At 68.7% G+C, this 19,216-nt stretch carries 21 protein-coding genes; 18 read left to right on the top strand and 3 right to left on the bottom strand.

All coding sequences use genetic code 11. The features are described 5' to 3' along the window. Window positions 1–11 precede the first annotated feature (11 nt). From ACWCPQ_RS18735 to ACWCPQ_RS18685, 11 genes are all read left to right on the top strand, one after another. Window positions 12–944, top strand: coding sequence for a hypothetical protein (locus tag ACWCPQ_RS18735; RefSeq protein WP_449900361.1), 933 nt, complete (start codon window positions 12–14; stop codon window positions 942–944). Window positions 945–1,066: 122 nt separating this feature from the next. Further along, window positions 1,067–1,408 (top strand): 50S ribosomal protein L19, encoded by a 342-nt coding sequence (gene rplS, locus ACWCPQ_RS18730; RefSeq protein ID WP_030521783.1) that lies wholly within the window; start codon window positions 1,067–1,069, stop codon window positions 1,406–1,408. Window positions 1,409–1,521: 113 nt separating this feature from the next. Further along, on the top strand, window positions 1,522–2,304 hold the full coding sequence (gene lepB / locus ACWCPQ_RS18725) for a signal peptidase I (protein ID WP_449900358.1): 783 nt from the start codon (window positions 1,522–1,524) through the stop codon (window positions 2,302–2,304). Window positions 2,305–2,475: 171 nt separating this feature from the next. Further along, window positions 2,476–3,225, top strand: coding sequence for a ribonuclease HII (locus ACWCPQ_RS18720; protein ID WP_449900355.1), 750 nt, complete (start codon window positions 2,476–2,478; stop codon window positions 3,223–3,225). A gap of 138 nt (window positions 3,226–3,363) precedes the next feature. Then, the gene (locus ACWCPQ_RS18715; RefSeq protein WP_011210678.1) at window positions 3,364–3,669 is read left to right on the top strand and encodes a DUF2469 domain-containing protein; all 306 of its coding nucleotides are present in this window, start codon (window positions 3,364–3,366) and stop codon (window positions 3,667–3,669) included. Window positions 3,670–3,796: 127 nt separating this feature from the next. Further along, window positions 3,797–4,153 carry a YraN family protein gene (locus tag ACWCPQ_RS18710; RefSeq protein ID WP_449900353.1) on the top strand — a complete coding sequence of 119 codons (357 nt, stop codon included), beginning with the start codon at window positions 3,797–3,799 and terminating at the stop codon, window positions 4,151–4,153. Next, a complete protein-coding gene (locus tag ACWCPQ_RS18705) occupies window positions 4,153–5,664 on the top strand; it encodes a YifB family Mg chelatase-like AAA ATPase (RefSeq protein WP_449900352.1) in 1,512 nt (503 codons plus the stop codon). The genes ACWCPQ_RS18710 and ACWCPQ_RS18705 overlap by 1 nt, the downstream gene beginning before the upstream one ends. A 62-nt stretch (window positions 5,665–5,726) precedes the next feature. After that, a complete protein-coding gene (gene dprA, locus ACWCPQ_RS18700) occupies window positions 5,727–6,842 on the top strand; it encodes a DNA-processing protein DprA (protein ID WP_449900598.1) in 1,116 nt (371 codons plus the stop codon). Window positions 6,843–7,383: 541 nt separating this feature from the next. Continuing rightward, a complete protein-coding gene (locus ACWCPQ_RS18695) occupies window positions 7,384–8,307 on the top strand; it encodes a tyrosine recombinase XerC (protein ID WP_449900349.1) in 924 nt (307 codons plus the stop codon). Window positions 8,308–8,756: 449 nt separating this feature from the next. Next, window positions 8,757–9,092, top strand: coding sequence for a YidH family protein (locus ACWCPQ_RS18690; protein WP_449900596.1), 336 nt, complete (start codon window positions 8,757–8,759; stop codon window positions 9,090–9,092). 9 nt (window positions 9,093–9,101) lie between these two features. After that, window positions 9,102–9,425, top strand: coding sequence for a DUF202 domain-containing protein (locus ACWCPQ_RS18685; protein ID WP_449900347.1), 324 nt, complete (start codon window positions 9,102–9,104; stop codon window positions 9,423–9,425). A gap of 508 nt (window positions 9,426–9,933) precedes the next feature. On the opposite strand, the gene ACWCPQ_RS18680 is transcribed toward ACWCPQ_RS18685, so the two are convergent. Then, window positions 9,934–10,425, bottom strand: a complete 492-nt coding sequence (locus ACWCPQ_RS18680) for a M23 family metallopeptidase (RefSeq protein WP_449900346.1) — start codon at window positions 10,423–10,425, stop codon at window positions 9,934–9,936. Window positions 10,426–10,577: 152 nt separating this feature from the next. Continuing rightward, on the bottom strand, window positions 10,578–10,859 hold the full coding sequence (locus ACWCPQ_RS18675) for a hypothetical protein (protein ID WP_449900345.1): 282 nt from the start codon (window positions 10,857–10,859) through the stop codon (window positions 10,578–10,580). A 1,376-nt stretch (window positions 10,860–12,235) separates the two neighbouring features. On the opposite strand from ACWCPQ_RS18675, the gene rpsB reads away from it, so the two are divergent. The 5 genes from rpsB (at window position 12,236) to ACWCPQ_RS18650 (ending at window position 16,882) form a co-directional block, all read left to right on the top strand. Beyond that, complete coding sequence (gene rpsB, locus ACWCPQ_RS18670; protein WP_449900343.1) at window positions 12,236–13,087, top strand: 30S ribosomal protein S2; 852 nt, start codon at window positions 12,236–12,238, stop codon at window positions 13,085–13,087. A 148-nt stretch (window positions 13,088–13,235) separates the two neighbouring features. Continuing rightward, window positions 13,236–14,060: a translation elongation factor Ts gene (gene tsf / locus ACWCPQ_RS18665; protein WP_449900341.1), complete on the top strand. Its 825-nt coding sequence runs from the start codon at window positions 13,236–13,238 to the stop codon at window positions 14,058–14,060. A gap of 294 nt (window positions 14,061–14,354) precedes the next feature. Next, a complete protein-coding gene (gene pyrH / locus ACWCPQ_RS18660) occupies window positions 14,355–15,083 on the top strand; it encodes a UMP kinase (protein ID WP_030521770.1) in 729 nt (242 codons plus the stop codon). Between the two features lie 50 nt (window positions 15,084–15,133). Then, the gene (frr, locus tag ACWCPQ_RS18655; RefSeq protein ID WP_449900338.1) at window positions 15,134–15,691 is read left to right on the top strand and encodes a ribosome recycling factor; all 558 of its coding nucleotides are present in this window, start codon (window positions 15,134–15,136) and stop codon (window positions 15,689–15,691) included. A 192-nt stretch (window positions 15,692–15,883) separates the two neighbouring features. After that, window positions 15,884–16,882, top strand: coding sequence for a phosphatidate cytidylyltransferase (locus tag ACWCPQ_RS18650; protein ID WP_449900336.1), 999 nt, complete (start codon window positions 15,884–15,886; stop codon window positions 16,880–16,882). Window positions 16,883–16,885: 3 nt separating this feature from the next. Here the strand turns inward: ACWCPQ_RS18650 and ACWCPQ_RS18645 are convergent, their stop codons facing one another. Next, on the bottom strand, window positions 16,886–17,266 hold the full coding sequence (locus tag ACWCPQ_RS18645) for a lipopolysaccharide assembly protein LapA domain-containing protein (protein WP_449900335.1): 381 nt from the start codon (window positions 17,264–17,266) through the stop codon (window positions 16,886–16,888). Window positions 17,267–17,398: 132 nt separating this feature from the next. On the opposite strand from ACWCPQ_RS18645, the gene rlmN reads away from it, so the two are divergent. Beyond that, window positions 17,399–18,508: a 23S rRNA (adenine(2503)-C(2))-methyltransferase RlmN gene (rlmN, locus tag ACWCPQ_RS18640; RefSeq protein WP_449900333.1), complete on the top strand. Its 1,110-nt coding sequence runs from the start codon at window positions 17,399–17,401 to the stop codon at window positions 18,506–18,508. A gap of 91 nt (window positions 18,509–18,599) precedes the next feature. Further along, window positions 18,600–19,199 (top strand): Uma2 family endonuclease, encoded by a 600-nt coding sequence (locus tag ACWCPQ_RS18635; RefSeq protein WP_449900331.1) that lies wholly within the window; start codon window positions 18,600–18,602, stop codon window positions 19,197–19,199. Window positions 19,200–19,216 lie beyond the last annotated feature (17 nt).

Genomic DNA, 19,216 nt, shown 5'->3' with positions numbered 1-19,216 from the left:
CGGGGGCCGGTATGCGGCAGTGGCTGTCCGAGGACGTGATCGCCGCGGGCCGGCTCCCGCTGCTGTGTTTCCTGTTCGGCTTCATCGTCGGATTCCTGGTGATCCGGCTCAGTGTCCGGCTGATCCGGGCCCGGGTGCGCTGGTGGCCCGGCAACCTGAAATCCGGCGGCGTACACATTCACCACATGGTGTTCGGTGTGGTGCTGGTACTGCTGTCCGGTATCGGAATGATCGCCGGAGGTGAGGGCAACAGCACTGGCGCGGCGTCTGTGCTGGCCGCCACCTTCGGAGTCGGCGCCGCGCTCGTGCTCGACGAGTTCGCGCTGCTGTACTACCTGCGCGACGTGTACTGGGAGGAACAGGGCCGGACTTCGGTCGATGCCGTATTCGTCGCCCTCGCGGTCACCGGCCTGCTGCTGCTGGGATTCCATCCGCTGTGGCTGCTGGAGATCAACGGGGTGCGGCACCAGCCCGGTATCGGCACGCGGGTGCTGGTCGCCGGGTTCGCGGTGGTGAATCTGGGGCTGGCTGCTGTGGTCATCGCCAAGGGCAAGATCTGGACCGGATTGTTCGGCATGTTCTTCCTGCCGCTGCTGGTGGTCGGCGCGCTGCGGCTCAGCCGTCCGGGTGCGCCCTGGGCGCGCTGGCGCTACGGCAGCCGCCGGCGCCTCATGTATCGCGCCATCGTGCGGGAACGCCGGTACCGCCGCCCGGTGATCCGGGCCAAGATCTTCGTCCAGGACCTGATCGCCGGAAGCCCCGATGTCGGCCACGCGCGGTCGGCGGCCGAGGCGGAACTGGCGCGTAAGGTGAAACCGGCCCCACCCCCGCCGGTGCGGCCCCACCCCCTGTTGGAGGATTTGCACCTCTGGCCGCACGATCGGCCCGATCCGGGCGAGGAGGCGGCGAGCCGATCGGGGCCGGTTTCCGAAAGCGACCCCTGATCTGGCACAATGCACAGGTTGCCCTGGGCACGTCCCGGGCGCATCCCACATTCGGAGCACGAACCGGTCGAGCAACCGCGCCGCCAGGTTCCTCTGTTCGCGCGACCATCAGAAGGATGATCATGAACACCCTTGATTTCGTCGACGAGAGCTCGCTGCGCAGCGACGTCCCCGACTTCCGGCCGGGCGACACCCTCAATGTGCACGTGAAGGTCATCGAGGGCTCCAAGGAACGTATCCAGGTCTTCAAGGGCGTCGTCATCCGGCGCCAGGGCGGCGGTATCCGCGAGACCTTCACCGTGCGCAAGGTGTCGTTCGGTGTCGGCGTGGAGCGCACCTTCCCGGTGCACAGCCCCACCATCGATCACATCGATGTGGTGACCCGCGGTGATGTCCGCCGTGCCAAGCTGTACTACCTGCGCGAGCTGCGCGGTAAGGCCGCCAAGATCAAGGAAAAGCGCTGACCCTTCGCTGACCGCCGACACCCGTGCGCCCCGGTGCACGCCGGTGACCTCGGCGAAAAGCATATGTAGCCCGGTGCCACGATTCCGTTGTGGCACCGGGCTACGCTGTTCGCGTGGCAGATGAGAGTTGGTCGGTTTCCGGATCCGGATCCAGGGACGAACCGCCGAGAAGGCGTCGGGCGCGAAAGCAGGTCAAAGCGAAGCGGCAGCGCCCGTTCTGGCAGGAACTCCCCATCCTGCTGGTCATTGCGGCGATCATCGCCGCCCTCATGGTCACCTTCGTCGGCCGCCCGTATGTCATCCCATCCCAGTCGATGGAGCCCACCCTGCACGGTTGCGCCGGCTGCACCGGCGACCGGATCTACGTGCAGAAGGTGAGCTATTACTGGAGCGATCCGAAACCCGGCGATGTGGTCGTGTTCGTGGGACCGCCGTCCTGGAACGATCACTACGTCTCCATCCGCTCGGACAATCCCGCGGTCCGCGGTATCCAGAACTTCTTCGCTTTCTTCGGCCTCGTACCACCGGATGAGAACGACCTGGTGAAACGGGTGATCGCGGTCGGCGGCCAGACCGTGGAATGCTGCGACGACCAGGGCCGGGTCATGGTGGACGGTAAACCGCTGGACGAGCCCTACGTCGCCGACGACTATCCGTGGGTGCAGGGTCAGCAGAACGCCGCGTACCCGGTCGGCCGGGTGTTCGGGCCCGTACTGGTTCCGCCGGGTCATCTGTGGGTCATGGGCGACAATCGCAACGAATCTCGCGATTCCCGCGCCCACGTCGGCGACGACCTGCAGGGCACGGTGCCCATCGAGAACGTGCGCGGTAAAGCCGTCTTCAAGATCTGGCCGCCCGGCCGGATCGGTCCGGTCACTTCGCAGAATCCGCAATAGTCGGGAAGGTGCTCGGCCGTCGTCCGGCCGGGTATCCCGGAGCCCCGCTGCGTTTCCGGTGCGGCCGATCGCATTGCCCGGCAAGCCGTTCGACCGGACCTACCGGCGCAGCGTCCGATCCGGTGCGCGATAATCGGGGCGTGGTTCCGATCATCTGTCGCGAGGTGGCGAGTGACACGAGGTAAGCGTGCCGGCGCCGGTACGGGGCGAGGCAGCAGTTGGCCGCCGCGTGCGGTGATACGCAGGGCGGCGGGTTTGCGGACGCTCGATTCGGCGCTCATCCGCAGCGGCCTCGGGCCGGTCGCGGGTGTGGACGAGGCAGGTCGCGGGCCGAGCGCCGGGCCACTCGTGGTGGCCGCGTGTGTTCTCGCGCCGAAAGCGTCTGCCGCGCTGGCCGGGCTCAACGATTCCAAGAAGCTCACCGAGGCGGCCCGGGAATCGCTGTTCCCGGTGATCAAGCGCCTGGCCCTGGCCTGGAAGGTCGTGGTGATCCCGGCCGCGGAGATCGACGTCATCGGGATCCACGTCGCCAATATCGAGGGTATGCGGCGTGCGGTCGCGGGCCTCGACTGTTCGCCGGGCTATGTGCTCACCGACGGTTTCCGGGTGCCGGGCCTCGCGGTGCCGTCGCTGCCGGTGATCGGCGGCGACGCCAGTGCCGCCTGTATCGCCGCGGCCAGTGTGCTCGCCAAGGTCACTCGGGACCGGATGATGGTCGAACTCGATCAGCGGCGGCCGGGCTATGGATTCGCCGAGCACAAGGGTTACAACACGGCGCAGCACCTCGAAGCGTTGCGCCGGCTCGGTCCGTGCCCGGAACATCGCCGGTCCTGGCGTACGGTGCGCGAATGCGGCGCGCCGGTATCCGCGGCGACCGAATCCCTGGTGTTCGCGGCCGCCGACCCCGGCGGCGCCGCCTGACCGGGCCCCGCGCGGCCCACCAGGACCCTCGGGGCGGCGCACCGGCGCCGTGCCGCCCGGCCCACGGTGACATGCCCGGGCGTGATGAGCGATGATGTCAGCAGACGCACTGCGGCGAGAAGGAGGACGTTCCACCAGATGAGTGCCGAGGACCTCGAGAAATACGAAACCGAGATGGAGCTCTCGCTCTACCGGGAGTACAAGGACATCGTCGGTCAGTTCTCGTACGTGGTGGAAACCGAACGCCGCTTCTATCTGGCCAACTCGGTGGAGCTACGACCGCAGAACGCCGACGGCGAGGTGTACTTCGAAGTCCGGATGAGTGATGCGTGGGTGTGGGATATGTATCGGCCCGCCCGCTTCGTCAAACACGTCCGCGTGATCACCTTCAAAGACGTGAACATCGAAGAGCTGGAGAAGCCGGACCTGCGCCTGCCCGAATGAGCCGTCGCGCCGCAAGGCGCGTGCGGTCCGCCGGGTGATCTGTCCACAGGCCCGGGTTGTCCACAGGCCTGCTGTTTCCGCAGGTGATCACCGCATCGACTGCGGGGCGGCCGCGGATGCTGGGCCGGTGGGACACAACGCGGCGCTCGGCGCACAAGGGGAGGAACTGGCGGCCAGGTATCTGCAGGCCGCCGGTATGGAGATCATCTGCCGTAATTGGCGGTGCCGATACGGCGAGCTGGACCTGGTGGTCCGCGATGCGGGCGTAATCGCGTTCGTCGAGGTGAAAACCAGATCGGGGCTCGGCTACGGGACTCCGGCGGAGGCCGTCACCTACGACAAGCGGCAACGGATCCGCCGGTTGGCGTTGCTCTGGCTCACCGAACAGGACGGGCCGTGGCAGCGGATCCGCTTCGATGTGATCGCGATCCTGCTCTCCCGCACCGCCGAGCCGGTGATCGATCATCTGCGGGCGGTGTTCTGATGCCGCTCGGCCGGGCCAGCTCCATCGCCGTGCGCGGGATCGACGGACTGGTCGTCGAGATCGAAGCCGATATCGGCCAGGGTCTGCCGTCGGTGCATCTGGTGGGTCTGCCGGACGCCGCATTGCAGGAATCCCGGGACCGGGTCCGTGCGGCCGTCGCCAACACCGGCGAGAAATGGCCGGACGGGCGGGTGATCCTGGCGCTGTCGCCGGCGACGCTGCCCAAGGTCGGATCTGTCTACGATCTCGCGCTGGCGGTCGCGGTCCTCGATGCCGCCGGCGCCGTACCTGCGGAGCGTCTCACCGATACGGTGCTCCTGGGCGAACTGGCACTCGACGGCCGACTGCGCCGGGTCCGGGGAATCCTGCCCGCCGTGCTCGCGGCCCGGCGCGCCGGTCACCGGACAGTCGTGGTCCCCGAGGAAGCGGGGCCGGAGGCGGGTTCGGTGGAGGGGATCCGGGTCCTGGGCGCGCCCACTCTGCGCGCTGTTCTCGACTGGCTGCGCGGCGAAGCAGACCTGGCCGAATCACCGGGGTTCCGCCCGGCCCGGCCGCCGGTACCGGGCGGGGATCTCCGCGATGTCGCCGGCCAGCACGAGGCGCGCTGGGCGTTGGAGGTCGCCGCCGCGGGCGGGCATCACCTGCTGCTCACCGGCGCACCGGGTATCGGCAAGACCATGTTGGCGCAACGCCTGCCCGGGCTGCTGCCGCCACTGTCGGAGAGCGAGGCGCTCGAGGTCACCGCCGTGCACTCGGTGGCCGGCACGCTGTCCGACGAACAACCGCTGATCACCGTCCCGCCCTTCGTCGCGCCGCATCATTCGACTTCGGTGAGTGCCATGGTGGGCGGCGGATCAGGATCGGCGCGGCCCGGCGCGGTGAGCCGCGCCCACCGGGGCGTGCTGTTCCTGGACGAATGCGCCGAGATCGGTGCCAAGGTACTCGAGGCCATGCGGACCCCGCTGGAGGAGGGCGAGGTCCGGATCGCGCGCCGCGACGGTGTGGCTCGTTATCCGGCGCGGTTCCAACTGGTCCTGGCCGCGAATCCCTGCCCCTGCGCCCCGGCTCGTGATGTGGACTGCATCTGCGCGCCGCTCGCTCGGCGCCGCTATCTCGGAAAACTGTCCGGCCCGCTGATGGATCGCATCGATATCTGGCTGCAGATGCACCCGATCTCGGGAGCCGGATTCACGGCGGCGGAATCGGAGGACAGCGCGACCGTACGCACCAGGGTGACCGCCGCCCGGGCCGCCGCGGTGGCGCGCTGGCGTGATGACGGCTGGCGCACCAATGCCGAGGTTCCCGGCCATGCGTTGCGCCGGCGGTTTCCGTTGCCCGCCGAGACGACGGCGCCGGTGGAATCGGCGCTGCGGCTGGGCCGGATCTCGGCGCGGGGCGCCGATCGGGCCTTGCGCGTCGCCTGGACCGTCTGCGATCTACGTGGCGGCGACAGGCCGACCGCCCACGATGCGATGCAGGCGCTCGACTTCCGGCAGCGGAGCCCACGGTGAACACCACGGGTGCGGGCTCGCCGTCGGCGGGGGCGCCACTCGGCGAGCACGAGGAGGTGCAACTGGCCTGGGCATATCTGTCCCGGGTGGTGCTCGGGCCGTGTCCGGCGCTGACCGCACTGATCGAATCGGTCGGAGTACGCGAGGCGGCCCGGGCGGTGCGCGAACACGCGCTGCCTCCAGTGCTGCTCGGTGCCACCGCACGGCGGCGCGAGCTGGATTCGGCCGCGCGCGATCTGGTGGCCGTTCGCGACGGTGGCGGACGGCTCGTCACACCGGATGATGCGGAATGGCCGGCCTGGCGGATGCTGGGACTGACCCGGCTGGCTCCCGGCCGTGACCCGGACGGCGCGGTACCGCTGGTGTTCTGGGTTCGCGGCGACCGGAATCTGAGCGAACTCACCGAGCGAGCGCTCGCGGTGGTCGGTGCCCGGTGCAGTACCGGTTACGGCGACAGGGTGGCGAGCGAGATCGCCGGAGAGTTGGCATCTCGTGGTTGGACGATCGTCTCCGGCGCGGCGTTCGGTATCGACGGCACGGCGCACCGGGCCGCTCTCGCTGCCGGTGGGCCCACCGTCGCCGTGCTCGCCTGCGGTCCGGACCGGCCCTACCCTGCTCAGCACGATCGGCTGATCGCCCGGATCGCGGAGGCCGGTCTGGTGGTGAGCGAATACCCGCCGGGCGTGGCCGCCCGGAAGCATCACTTCCTGGCCAGGAACCGGCTGATCGCCGCCTTGTCCGACGGAGTGCTGGTGGTCGAGGCGGGGATGCGCAGCGGCGCCCGCAATACCGTGAAATGGGCACGCCGGATCGGGCGTCCGGCACTCGCGGTGCCCGGATCGGTGGATTCGGCGGCCTCCGCGGGCTGTCACCGGATGATCCGCGAAGGGGAAGCGGTGCTCGTCACCGGTCCGGAGGATGTGCTCACCGAAACCGCGCCTCTGCACCTGCCGCTGTCCGCTGTCCGGTCGTCGTCCGCGGCCGGACCGGCCGGTACCGATGCCCGGGTCCTGGCCGCGCTTCCCAGCGTGGGCGGCCGATGGCCGCCGGATATCGCGGCATCGACCGGAATGACGGCAGGCGAGGTCCGGGCCGCTCTGGTCGCGCTCGATCTGGCCGGGGCGGCCGGCCGCGGGGCGGCGGGCTGGTACCGGCTGGGTCGGGTGGAGCGTGAGTGAGCCCCGCCCGAGCCCGGCACTCGGAAAACGGGCGGTCCCCGCGACGGCTTGCCGGGTCTCACGTGTTGTCCGGCCCACCGTCGCCGTCGCGCCGAACCCATCGCCGTGCACAGAGCGCGCGCCGCCGAATGGACAGGCCGCATTCGCCGTAATCGACCGGGCCGCGATCACTGCGTTCCGCGTCGAAACGAAGCGTGCATGCTGGGAGTCCTGTCCTGGCCGTGAGAGCGACATCCGAACGGGCAAGGTACAGCGCACATATTCGGCGACCCTGTCCCTGAGATGGGTGCGCAGCCGAGTGTTGTGCCCGCTGGGTCGGTTCCGATGCGCTCGCGGCATCGCGCGGACCGCAGGTGACAGTGCGCGACACGTGATCCCGCTGGGCATCCCGTCGGTGCGCGGGGCACCGGTTCGGCCTTTTGCCATCCATTCCCGTATCTGCGCGCGCCGTGATCCCGCCGGCTCGTGCCCGACAGATATCGGCGGACCGATTTCGGCGTGCGGGCTTGCGGTTCGCGGGGGAGCGGGCGACGGTGGGACGGTGCGCGAGTTGCCCGAGGATCTCGAAGCCCTGCTGACCGAGTACGGCCGGTATCTGCGGCTCGGCCGTAACCGGTCGGCGCATACGGTGCGGGCCTATCTGGGCGATATCCGATCGCTGCTGGGGCATCTGGTCGATCACGCCGCCGACGCCTCGGTCCGGGAACTGGACCTGGCGGCCATGCGCTCGTGGCTGGCGGCGCACGCCGAGCGCGGAGCGGCCCGCACGAGTATGGCCCGGCGGGCCTCGGCGGCGCGGGCGTTCACCGCGTGGCTCACCCGGTCCGGTCTGCTCACTGTCGATCCCGGTCTCCGGCTGGCCGCGCCGAAAGCCCACCGCAGCCTGCCTGCCGTTCTCGGACAGGAACAGGCCGGCCGAGTGATGAATGCCGCGGAATCAGGTGCCGAGCAGCACGATCCGATGGCGTTGCGGGATCGGCTCATTGTCGAACTGCTGTACGCCACCGGTATCCGGGTCGGCGAACTGTGCGGGCTCGATATCGACGATATCGACCGGGAGCGGCGGCTGGTGCGAGTGCTGGGCAAGGGCAATCGAGAGCGTTCGGCGCCGTTCGGCGGACCCGCCGACCACGCCGTGGGCGAATGGCTGCGCTATGGACGACCCACCCTGGCCACCGCCGAATCCGGTCGCGCCTTGCTGCTGGGCCGGCGCGGCCGCCGGCTCGACCAACGTCAGGCGCGGGCGGTGGTACATGCCGTGGTGTCCGCGGTGCCGGGCACTGCCGATATGAGTCCGCACGGACTGCGGCACACCGCGGCTACACACCTCTTGGAAGGCGGCGCCGATCTGCGGGTGGTGCAGGAACTGCTCGGCCACGCCAGCCTCGCGACGACCCAGCTGTACACCCATGTGTCCATCGACCGTCTCCGAAAAGCCCACGACCAAGCGCATCCGCGGGCCTGACCCGTTCGAGTGCGGCCATCTCGGAGCGGAACGGCAATCCACGGCATGTCCCCGCTCCGGGCCGGTGCGGCCCGGATCCCGGCTGTGGTGCCCGGTCTGTCCTGCCCTCCGGCGCTCGGGTTCCGATCGGACGACGTCCCGCGCCCGCTCGGCGAACCGTCCCGAACGGCGGGTTCCGGCGCACACAGAATTCTCGGCGCCTCATGGGAAGGCCGCGTAACCGCCCGGAGCGAGGCTGGATCACCGACCTGGTCGGGTGTCGATACGGGCACGTCGCGGGACACGCACCGTGCCGAGCCGATGGTTGGACGCGTCCCGGCCCGGCGCTTACGCTGTCCGGCGGAGCCGTCCAACTGCGGCCGACCGGTACAGCGGGAGGTGAGCGTGCAAACCACTACCAGCGCGATCGCCGGATGAGTCCGGATCGCGAGGAGTCCGGGGATGCGGCAGTGGACGATACGGCGCCGATCGACTACCGGTTCACGCTTGCCAACGAGCGCACATTTCTCTCCTGGATCCGCACCGCGCTGGGGCTGTTGGCCGGCGGGGTGGCGGTGCACGCGGTCGTACAGGAGCAGTGGAGTACGGATTTCCGGACCGCGCTGGCTGTGAGCTGCTTGGTGCTTTCGCTGGTGGTGGCGGTGGGTGCGTATCTGCATTGGCGGCGGATCCGGGTTGCGATGGATCAGGGGCGGCCGCTGCCGGGCACCGTACTGGTTCCGGTGTTGTCCGCCGGCACCGCGTTCGTTGCGGTACTCGCCTGTGTGGCCGTACTCCTGCACTGAGGTGGCGCCGTGACGAATCCGACCGAGATCCGGCTGGCCGCGGAACGCACAGCGCTGTCCTGGCGGCGTACCTGCCTGGGATGTGTGGCGGTCGCGATTCTGCTGCTGCGCGCAGTCTTCGAGGAGGGGTGGGATCCGGCCGCGCTCCTGCCGGGTATCGCCTGCCTGGTCTTGCTGACCATCGCCGCACTGGGATATCGGCGCAATCGCCGCCTGCATCTCGGAGCTGCCGGTTCGGCTGTGCCGACGATCCGGTCGGTGGCCGTTGCAGTGGCGATCGCGGTGCTGGTCGTGGCCGGATACGTGGTGGTGCATCCCGGACCACCCGGGTGAGGCACGGGTAGCCGAAGGCGAGCCGGGTCGCGCCGGTTACCCGCGGCCCGCGTGTGACCGCGCGTTCATCCCGTCCGATATCGCCCTATCGGTCATCTCCGGTAACAGTGCCGGGATACGGCCGAAGGGCGTGGCCGGAGCGGAGTGGCTCACGCCGGAGCGCATACCCGAACCGGGGCCGAGGTCATCGGCGTTTCGCCGAGATCGTGCATGCCGAGGATGCCGGCCGCCTTCCTTCCGTGCCCTCGATGATCACCGAGCCTCGGGCCGGTCTCATCGAGCTGTGACCTGTTTGCCGAAGCCGTCGAGCCTGTGGGCCTGTGCCGAAACCGTCGGTCTGTAAGCCTGTGCTGAAACTGTCGAACCCGCGAGTTGCGCCGAAGCCGTCGGTCTGTAGGCCTGTGTCGAAGCGGTCGGTCCATAGGCCCGTGCCGAAACGCTCCGGTCCGTGAGTTGCGCCGAAGCCGGGTACTCGCGCCGTTGCTCGCACGACGGTAGGAAGCGACTCTCAGGTGCCGGGAGCGTTCGCCGGGTCCACCGGTTTCAGTCTGATCGGGGTCCTGCGCAGGAGACCCAGCGGGTCGAGGTACTCACGTGACGCGTGTGCGGTGTTCTCCCGGCGCAGACCCCAGTGCAGGCAGGCAGATGCGGCGCATCCGGGGTGGCCGGCAGCCAATTCGCCGATCCGAACGCCGCGGGTGACCCGCCGACCCACCGGCACCTCGCTGTCCACCGGTTCATAGGTGGTTCGTAAACCGCCCGGGTGGAGTATCGCCACCACTGCTTTACCGGCCACCTTCCCGGCGAAGACCACGGTTCCCGAACCGGCCGCGTAGACGGCCTGCCCGGGCACACCGGCCAGGTCTACGCCGCGATGGCCGGGCAGCCAGTCCTGCTCGGGTGGATCGAACGGCCGCCCGACCACCGGTCGTGGACGCAACGGCCAGTCGAACCGGGTCTCCGGCGCGGCCGCCGCGGACCCCGGGATGTGCACTGCCACGGTCGCGAGTACCGCGACTGTCGCTACGCGAGCCACCCCGACGGCCGGGCGGGCCCGCGGTGTCCGCCCGGCTCGGTGGTGGATACAGCCCGATCGCCATCCACTCCGTCGCTGGGTGGGTGGCGCACACCCCGGAAGGTCGCGGATTCCGGTCACCGGGCACGGTCGGGGCACGGGCACGGTGATACCGGCCGTGGCGCGAGTCGCACGAGTTCGCGCACCAGATCCCGCAGCAGTGGGATCACCCGGCACACCGCCGCAGATCCGGTGCCCGAACCCGAATGCGATCCCGTCCCGCAGGCACGGGCCCGGCTCGACCCGGTCGGTGCGGCGGCCGCGATATCGGTCGAGGACGGCTCGGCGACGGGAGCGCCCTCGTCTGTGCTCGCCGGTTGGAAGACTTCCCGCGCCGAAGGAGCGTTCGGTTCGGCCACAGCCGTTTCCGGTGTACCCACGGCGGAGCCGGTTGTTCTCTCGAGGGGAACGCGGTGGAGTAGAGGCGGTCTGTTTCCCTGTGTCTCGGCCGGGGTGCTGCGGATCGGGGACGGTCCGGCGACCGCGAGGGTCGGGCGGCCCATCGCCGCTCCGGAGCGGGTCACTGTGGCGGGTTCGCCGGCGTAGGCCGCGGCCGCGGTTGCCGGACCGAGCGGGAATGCGATGAGCATCGTCGTCAGCGCCGCACCGATCAAGGTATCCAGCCGGTTGCGCGGTGCGGCCGCTCGGCGGCGGCCCGGCCCGGGCCCGCGCTGCCCGGTGCCGGGTGGTCGTCGGTTGTCCACATCGGGGCGCGGAATCGGGTTTCTTCCCGGGGCACGCCGGAGGTGACGATCGGGCGCGTGCCGGGCCGGTGCCGGCCCGGGCAGGGGTGGCCGGCCGGGGCGCACGGCGGGGAATCGGGTCGGGTGTACCGGTGCGGTCCGCTGTGACCCGCGGACGGCTCCCGGGTCCGGGAAATCCGGGATGGAGCGTTCGCGGCGAGGGGACGACGCTGCCCGGCTCGTCATCCGGCGCTCGTATCGCCTGGCGCGTCGTTCCAGATCGCTCGGGCCGGTGGCACGGGGTGGATCGGGCACCACGCGCTCCTCGGGCCGAGTCGTCGATACTGCCCGGTGCCGGCCGGTCGACCGGATTCCGGTCGCGCCGGGCGGCGAGGCGGCCGCTGCCACCGTCCCGCCGGTAGCCGTCCGGCGGGTGCATCGCCCGGTGCCGCGACCGCGATGGATATCGCGCCGGCCGGATGCCTGCTCGGTGGTCCGGCGTGGCCAGGCCGGTAACGGCCGGGTCGGGTACCCGCCGGTATCCGGTGTCCGGGTGCGGCGCGCGATATGGGGCCAGCTCTGTGGCGCCGGTGGGAGGTCAGGATTCGCCGCGGTTGCCGCATCGGCCCCGGTGGGAGTGGTTTCGCAGGTCATATGCCAAGCCTGCCGCCGCGATGACCGGCCCGGAACCGGCAATTCCGCCGCCTGTGGACAACTCACCTACTGTGAACAATTGATGTTTCATTCGGGCGCCCGGATTGCCGATACTCAGGTGATCCGACCGGGCGATTTCCCGTACGCGCAGCCCACGCCGTAAACTGGCCGAGCGGTCCGTGTTCGCACCGACCGACTTCGCGCACCACCGTGCTTGTTCACACGGCGTTGCCCCACCGAACTCCTGTCGGAGCCGGCCGGGGTCGGCGCAATTCCGGAACAGGGGAACGTCTCGGCTGGTCCCGATCCGCTGATCGGGTCCGAGCGTTCTGTGGTGCCAGGGCAGCAGGCCGCCGGCCCGCTGCGTCAACCGGCAACGAAAGAGAGATACGGGAGCCATGGCTGTCGTAACAATGAAGCAGCTGCTCGACAGCGGCGCGCATTTCGGGCACCAGACCCGTCGCTGGAACCCGAAGATGAAGCGGTTCATCTTCACCGACCGCAACGGCATCTACATCATCGATCTGCAGCAGACGCTGACCTACATCGACAAGGCCTACGAATTCGTCAAGGAGACCGTCGCCCACGGCGGCACCGTCCTTTTCGTCGGCACCAAGAAGCAGGCGCAGGAGTCCATCGCGGCCGAGGCCACCCGGGTCGGTATGCCGTATGTGAACCAGCGCTGGCTGGGTGGCATGCTCACCAACTTCTCCACCGTGCACAAGCGCCTGCAGCGCCTCAAGGAACTCGAGGCGATGGAGCAGACCGGTGGTTTCGAGGGTCGCACCAAGAAGGAAATCCTCATGCTCACGCGTGAGATGAACAAACTGGACCGCACCCTCGGTGGTATCCGGGATATGCAGAAGGTGCCGTCGGCCATCTGGGTCGTCGACACCAACAAGGAGCACATCGCCGTCGGCGAGGCCCGCAAGCTGAACATCCCGGTCATCGCGATCCTGGACACCAACTGCGATCCCGACCTGGTCGACTACCCGATCCCGGGTAACGACGACGCGATCCGCTCGGCCGCGCTGCTCACCAAGGTCGTCGCTTCCGCGGTGGCCGAGGGTGTACAGGCCCGGGCCGGCCGTTCCGGCGGCGACGACAAGCCCGAGGCGAGCGCCGCCGAGCCGCTGCCGGAGTGGGAGCAGGAACTGCTGGCGCAGGCCGCCCCGAGCACCGAGGCGCCGGCCGAAGCCGCCGCCGAGGCGCCGGCGGAGACCCCGGCGGAGACCCCGGCCGACGCCTGAGTCGTAACCTCGCGTTCGGCGGGCGCTCACCGGCCATTGCCATGATGAGCGCCCGCCGGATCGAACTTCCCACAGTGGTGGTCACGCCTCGTCGAGTCGTGACCACCACTGCCCGGTATCAGACTTTCTCGAAGGAGGCTCGCCCCCGATGGCGAACTACACCGCCGCTGACGTGAAGCGGCTGCGGGAGCTCACCGGCTCCGGAATGATGGATTGTAAGAACGCGCTGGTCGAGACCGAGGGCGATTTCGACAAGGCCGTCGAGCTGCTGCGCATCAAGGGCGCCAAGGATGTCGGCAAGCGGGCCGAGCGCACGACGGCGGAGGGCCTGGTCATCGCCAAGGACGGCGTGATGGTCGAGATCAACTCCGAGACCGACTTCGTGGCCAAGAACGCGGAGTTCCAGGCGCTGGCGGACAAGATCGCCGCCGCCGCGGCGGCCGCCAAGCCCGCCGATGTGGACGCGCTGAAGGCTGTGGCTCTCGACGGCGGGACCGTCGACGAGGCGCTGCAGGCGCTGGCCGCCAAGATCGGCGAGAAGCTGGAACTCCGGCGCGTCGTCTCCCTGGACGGCCCGGTCGCCACCTACCTGCACAAGCGTGCGTCGGACCTGCCCCCGGCCGTCGGTGTACTGGTCGAGTACACCGGTTCCGGTGAGGCGGCCGCCGAAGCCGCCCGTGCCGCCGCCATGCAGGTCGCCGCCCTCAAGGCGAAGTACGTGACCCGCGACGAGGTGCCCGCCGATATCGTCGAGAACGAGCGTCGTATCGCCGAGCAGACCGCCCGCGAAGAGGGCAAGCCCGAGGGTGCGCTCCCGAAGATCACCGAGGGCCGCGTCAACGGTTTCTTCAAGGACGTCGTCCTGCTGGAGCAGCCGTCGGTCACCGACAACAAGAAGACCGTGAAAGCGCTGCTGGACGAAGCCGGTGTCACCGTTACCGCGTTCGCCCGCTTCGAGGTCGGACAGGCCTGATCCGATCCACGGCCCAGTACGAGACCCCCGCCGCGTCCACCGCGACGGGGGTTTCGTTCTGAGATCGGCCGCGAACAGTCCCGCACGGGGGACCTAGTACCAGGGCCCGTGGGCGAGTAGGGCAGGATAGAGGCCGCTTTCTGTTGGTGCCGAAACCGGCGTGCCCCCTCGCGCCCGGACCCGGCCGGTGCAGGCGCCGGCCGGTCCCCGGATCCGGCGACCACCCGCGCGTTCACCCACCATCATGAGCACGACCACCGAGCACACACCGAATGCCGAAGGAGACGCCAACCGATGACGTACCCGGGGACCGACCGCCCAGGATATCGCCGGGTACTGCTGAAACTCGGCGGTGAGATGTTCGGTGGCGGCGCGGTGGGCCTGGATCCCGATGTGGTGGAGACCGTGGCCGAGCAGATCGCCGAGATCGTGGGGTCCGGGGTACAGGTCGCGGTGGTGATCGGCGGTGGGAACTTCTTCCGCGGTGCCGAGCTCGAGGAGCGCGGCATGGAACGCGCCCGGTCCGACTACATGGGCATGCTCGGAACCGTGATGAACAGCCTGGCGCTCCAGGATTTCCTGCAGCAGCAGGGGGTGGACACCCGGGTACAGACCGCCATCACCATGGGGCAGGTGGCCGAGCCCTATCTGCCGCTGCGGGCCAAGCGGCACCTGGAAAAGGGTCGCGTCGTGATCTTCGGTGCCGGGATGGGGATGCCGTACTTCTCGACCGACACCACGGCCGCACAGCGGGCGCTGGAGATCGGCGCCGAGGTGGTGCTCATGGCCAAGGCGGTCGACGGTGTGTTCAACGCCGATCCGCGGTTGGATCCCGACGCCACCATGTACCACGAGATCACGCACAAGGAAGTGATCGAACGCGATCTGAAGGTCGCCGACGCGACGGCGTTCAGTTTGTGTATGGACAACCAGATGCCGATGCTGGTGTTCAATTTGTTGACCAAGGGCAATATCGCCCGAGCGGTCGCCGGTGAGAAGATCGGCACATTGGTTCGATCCTGATACCGCGGGCCCGCGGGTCATGACGATGACGACGCAGTGGAGGAACGGTCGTGATTGAAGAAGCGCTCTTCGACGCCGAGGAGAAGATGGAGAAGGCCGTCTCGGTGGCGAAGGACGATCTCGGCAGAATCCGTACCGGGCGCGCGAATCCGGGTATGTTCTCCCGGGTCGTGGTCGACTACTACGGATCGCCGACCCCGATCACCCAGATGTCGAGTATCACCGTGCCCGAGCCACGGATGGTGGTGGTCAAACCCTACGAGCAGGCACAGCTGGGCCCGATCGAGACCGCGATCCGCAACTCCGACCTGGGCGTCAACCCGACCAACAACGGTGACATCCTACGGATCAGCATTCCGCAGCTCACCGAGGAGCGACGCCGGGAGCTGGTCAAACAGGCCAAGCAGAAGGGCGAGGACGCCAAGGTCGCGATCCGCAACGTGCGCCGCAAGTCCATGGAGGAACTGGGTCGGATCCAGAAGGACGGCGAAGCCGGCGAGGACGAGGTCGGGCGCGCGGAGAAGGAACTGGACAAGACCACAGCCAGATATGTCGGCCAAGTCGATGAGCTGGTGAAGCACAAGGAATCCGAACTGCTCGAGGTCTGAGCGCGCAGACGGGCACTCGGCCCGTCGGGTTCGCGGTGGTACCTTGCGCAGGCGTGGCCGGGCCTCTGCCCGGCCCGCAGGATCGTCCGAGAGCGGCACGAGCGGTAGGTGTCGCGCGGAATGCGGTGCTCGTAGTGAGCGGGCATCGGACCGGCGGTCGACCCGGCACCCTGGCCGGTGGACTGCCGCACAATGGGAACAGCGGAGCGAGCGACGCCCGCTTCGGGTGGGAACGAACGGAACGACGACGAGTTGAGCGACGGGACAATCGTGGCCGAGAAAGCCGCCGCGACCGGTGCGGCCCGACCGCAGCCGCCGGCCGAGGGCATATCCGAACCGACACCGGCGCCCGCGGGCACCGAGCCCAAACGGTCCCGCGCGGGCCGGAACTTACCCGCGGCCCTGGCGGTCGGACTGACTCTCGGGGTCTTGTGCATCGCGGTCCTGATCTTCGTCCCCAAGGTGTTCATCGGTGTCGCTGGTGTCGCGGTCGGTATCGCCACCTGGGAGGTCGCCAAGCGGCTGCGCGAGGCCGATGTGCTGGTGCCCCGAACCCCGCTGATCGTGGGTGGTCAGGCGGTCTTCTGGCTGGGTTGGCCGTTCGGTCCGGGCGGGGTCACCGGCGCGTTCGCGGCGACTGCGCTGGTCTGCATGGTGTGGCGCCTGTTCGATCACGGCCTGCAGACCGCCCCGCGCAATTTCCTGCGCGATACCGCGATCGCCGTGTTCACTCTGGCCTGGATTCCGCTGCTGGCGTCGTTCGCGGTGCTGCTCCTGCTGGAGGATCCCGACGGTAATCTGCGCGTGCTCACCTTCATGATCCTGGTGGTGTGCTCCGATGTCGGCGGCTACGTCGCCGGAGTGCTGTTCGGCCGCCATCCGATGGTGCCCTCGATCAGCCCGAAGAAATCCTGGGAGGGTTTCTGCGGTTCGCTGGTCTTCGCCGTGATCGGGGGATTGCTCACCGTCACGTTGCTGCTCGATGCCAATTCCATGATCGGCGTGGTGCTCGGTATCGGCCTGGTGGTGGTCGCGACCCTGGGCGACCTGGTCGAATCGCAGATCAAACGCGAGCTGGGCATCAAAGATATGGGCACCATGCTCCCCGGGCACGGCGGCATCATGGACCGGCTCGATTCGATGCTGCCCTCGGCCTTTGTGTCCTGGCTGGTGCTGAGCACCCTGATCTGAGGTTCAGTGGCGGTGCACGGCGCGCCTTAACTGGACGATGCGGACCCCACCCACCAGCGCCATCACCAGGGCGCCGGCTATCACCGACAGCAGGATCGTCACCCCGAGCGGTAGCGAGAAGTTCCAGAACAGCATTTCGACATCGGCGCTCTCGGAGTTCTGCAGGATGAAGATCAGCAGGACGATACCGAGCAGCGCCGCGACGATCAGCGCGATCCATGCATTGCCGACGCGGGATTTCTCCACCCCTTTGCGCTTGCGTACCGCGGGTTTTCCGGCTGTGGTATCGGGTTCGTATCCGGCCGGTGTGCCCGGAACTTCCGGGGGCGGGAAGTCCTCGGGTGGTGCGTGGGTCTCGGGTGTTCGATCATCAGGTGTCGCCATATGTCGATGATTGCCGACTGCTATCGACTGCGCACGGATTTCGGCCCCGCCGGTCGGTATCGGTGCGGTCCGACCGGCCATCGGGTGGCTCGGCACGGATCACATTCACCGAGATGACACACTGGTAGGACTATGACCGCCTCCTTGCCCCTGGTTTTCGACGCACCGCGCCGCGGCATGCCGCCGCGCCATCTGGCCGATCTGGATGCCGAGGGCCGCCGTGCCGCGATGGCCGAGCTCGGCCTGCCGAAATTCCGCGCCGACCAGATCGCGCGCCAGTACTACGGGCGGTTGCAGGCCGATGCCGAGCAGATGACCGATCTTCCGGCCGCGGTCCGGGAGAAAGTGGCGGAGGCATTGTTCCCGCCGCTGCTCACCCCGATCCGGCAGATCGCCTGCGATGCGGGGGAGACCCGCAAGACGCTGTGGCGGGCCGGCGACGGCACCCTGCTGGAGAGCGTGCTCATGCGGTACCCCGACCGGGCCACCCTGTGCATCTCCAGTCAGGCCGGTTGCGGTATGGCCTGCCCTTTCTGCGCGACCGGACAGGGCGGACTCGACCGCAACCTGTCCACCGCCGAGATCGTCGATCAGGTGCGCGCGGCCGCGGCCGATCTGCGTGACGGCGCGGTCGCCGGCGGCCCCGGGCGTCTCTCGAACATCGTCTTCATGGGGATGGGCGAGCCGCTGGCGAACTACAAGCGGGTGGTGAACGCGGTCCGCCGCATCACCTCGCCGGCCCCGGACGGTTTCGGGATCTCCCAGCGCAATGTGGTGGTCTCGACGGTCGGGCTGGCTCCGGCGATCCGCAAACTCGCCGACGAGGATCTCTCGGTGACGTTGGCGGTCTCCCTGCACACCCCCGATGACGAGCTCCGCGACACCCTCGTTCCGGTGAACAACCGCTGGCCGGTCGCCGAGGTCCTCGACGCCGCCCGGTACTACGCGGACAAGTCGGGTCGCCGGGTCTCCATCGAATATGCGCTGATCCGCGATATCAACGACCAGCCGTGGCGTGCGGAGATGCTGGGCCAGAAGCTGCACAAGGCGCTCGGCTCCCGGGTGCATGTCAATGTCATTCCGCTGAACCCCACCCCCGGCAGCAAATGGGACGCCAGCCCCAAGCCGGTGGAGCGGGAATTCGTGCGCCGAGTCGAGGCCCAGGGTGTGCCGTGCACGGTCCGCGACACCCGCGGTCAGGAGATCGCCGCAGCCTGCGGCCAGCTCGCGGCCGAGGGCTGAGTTCCGCCTCGGTACGGGAGCCTCCGCTGTGGAGCGGCGGGTGAAGGGCTTCGTTGTGGCCCGTTCTCACCCGACCTGACATGATGCCTGCATGAGCGCCCCCGACGAGCACGATGAGCTGCGCCTCACCGCCGACGAGTTCGCCGACGGTGCCGCGGCCGAACTCGGTGATATCGAGATCGTCGACGGCCGTGTCATACGACTCATGGCCCAGAGCCCGCTGCACAGCAGGGTTATCCGACGTCTGGCCGGCCTGCTCGAAAGCGGACGCCGGGAAGGCGGTCCGTGCATGGTCGTCGATTCCGATATCGCCGCGCGGTTCGCCGACTCGGATTCTTCGGCCTCGGATCGGCGGCTGAACATCCGGTATCCGGATATCTGGATTCGTGACTGTGAACCGTACGACGTAGATACGGTGCGGGATCACATATTGCTGATCGTCGAGGTCACCTCCGGATCCACCATCGATGTCGATATCACCGACAAACGCATCCAGTATGCGGCTGCAGGGATCCCCCGCTACCTGATCATCCGGCTCGACCAGAAGGAAGACAGGATCGAGGAAATCGAGGAATACCGCCTGGACTGGTCCGGCCGACGGTACTTGGTGCACACCGTGCACCGCCGGGTGCTGCTGCTGGACGAACCGGTCGAGGCGACGATCCCCTTCGATTCGCTGGAACAGCCGTAGACGCGGACCCGGACCGG

This window comes from Nocardia sp. NPDC001965 (assembly GCF_053594175.1).
This window is presented reverse-complemented; position numbering and strand designations above follow the sequence as displayed.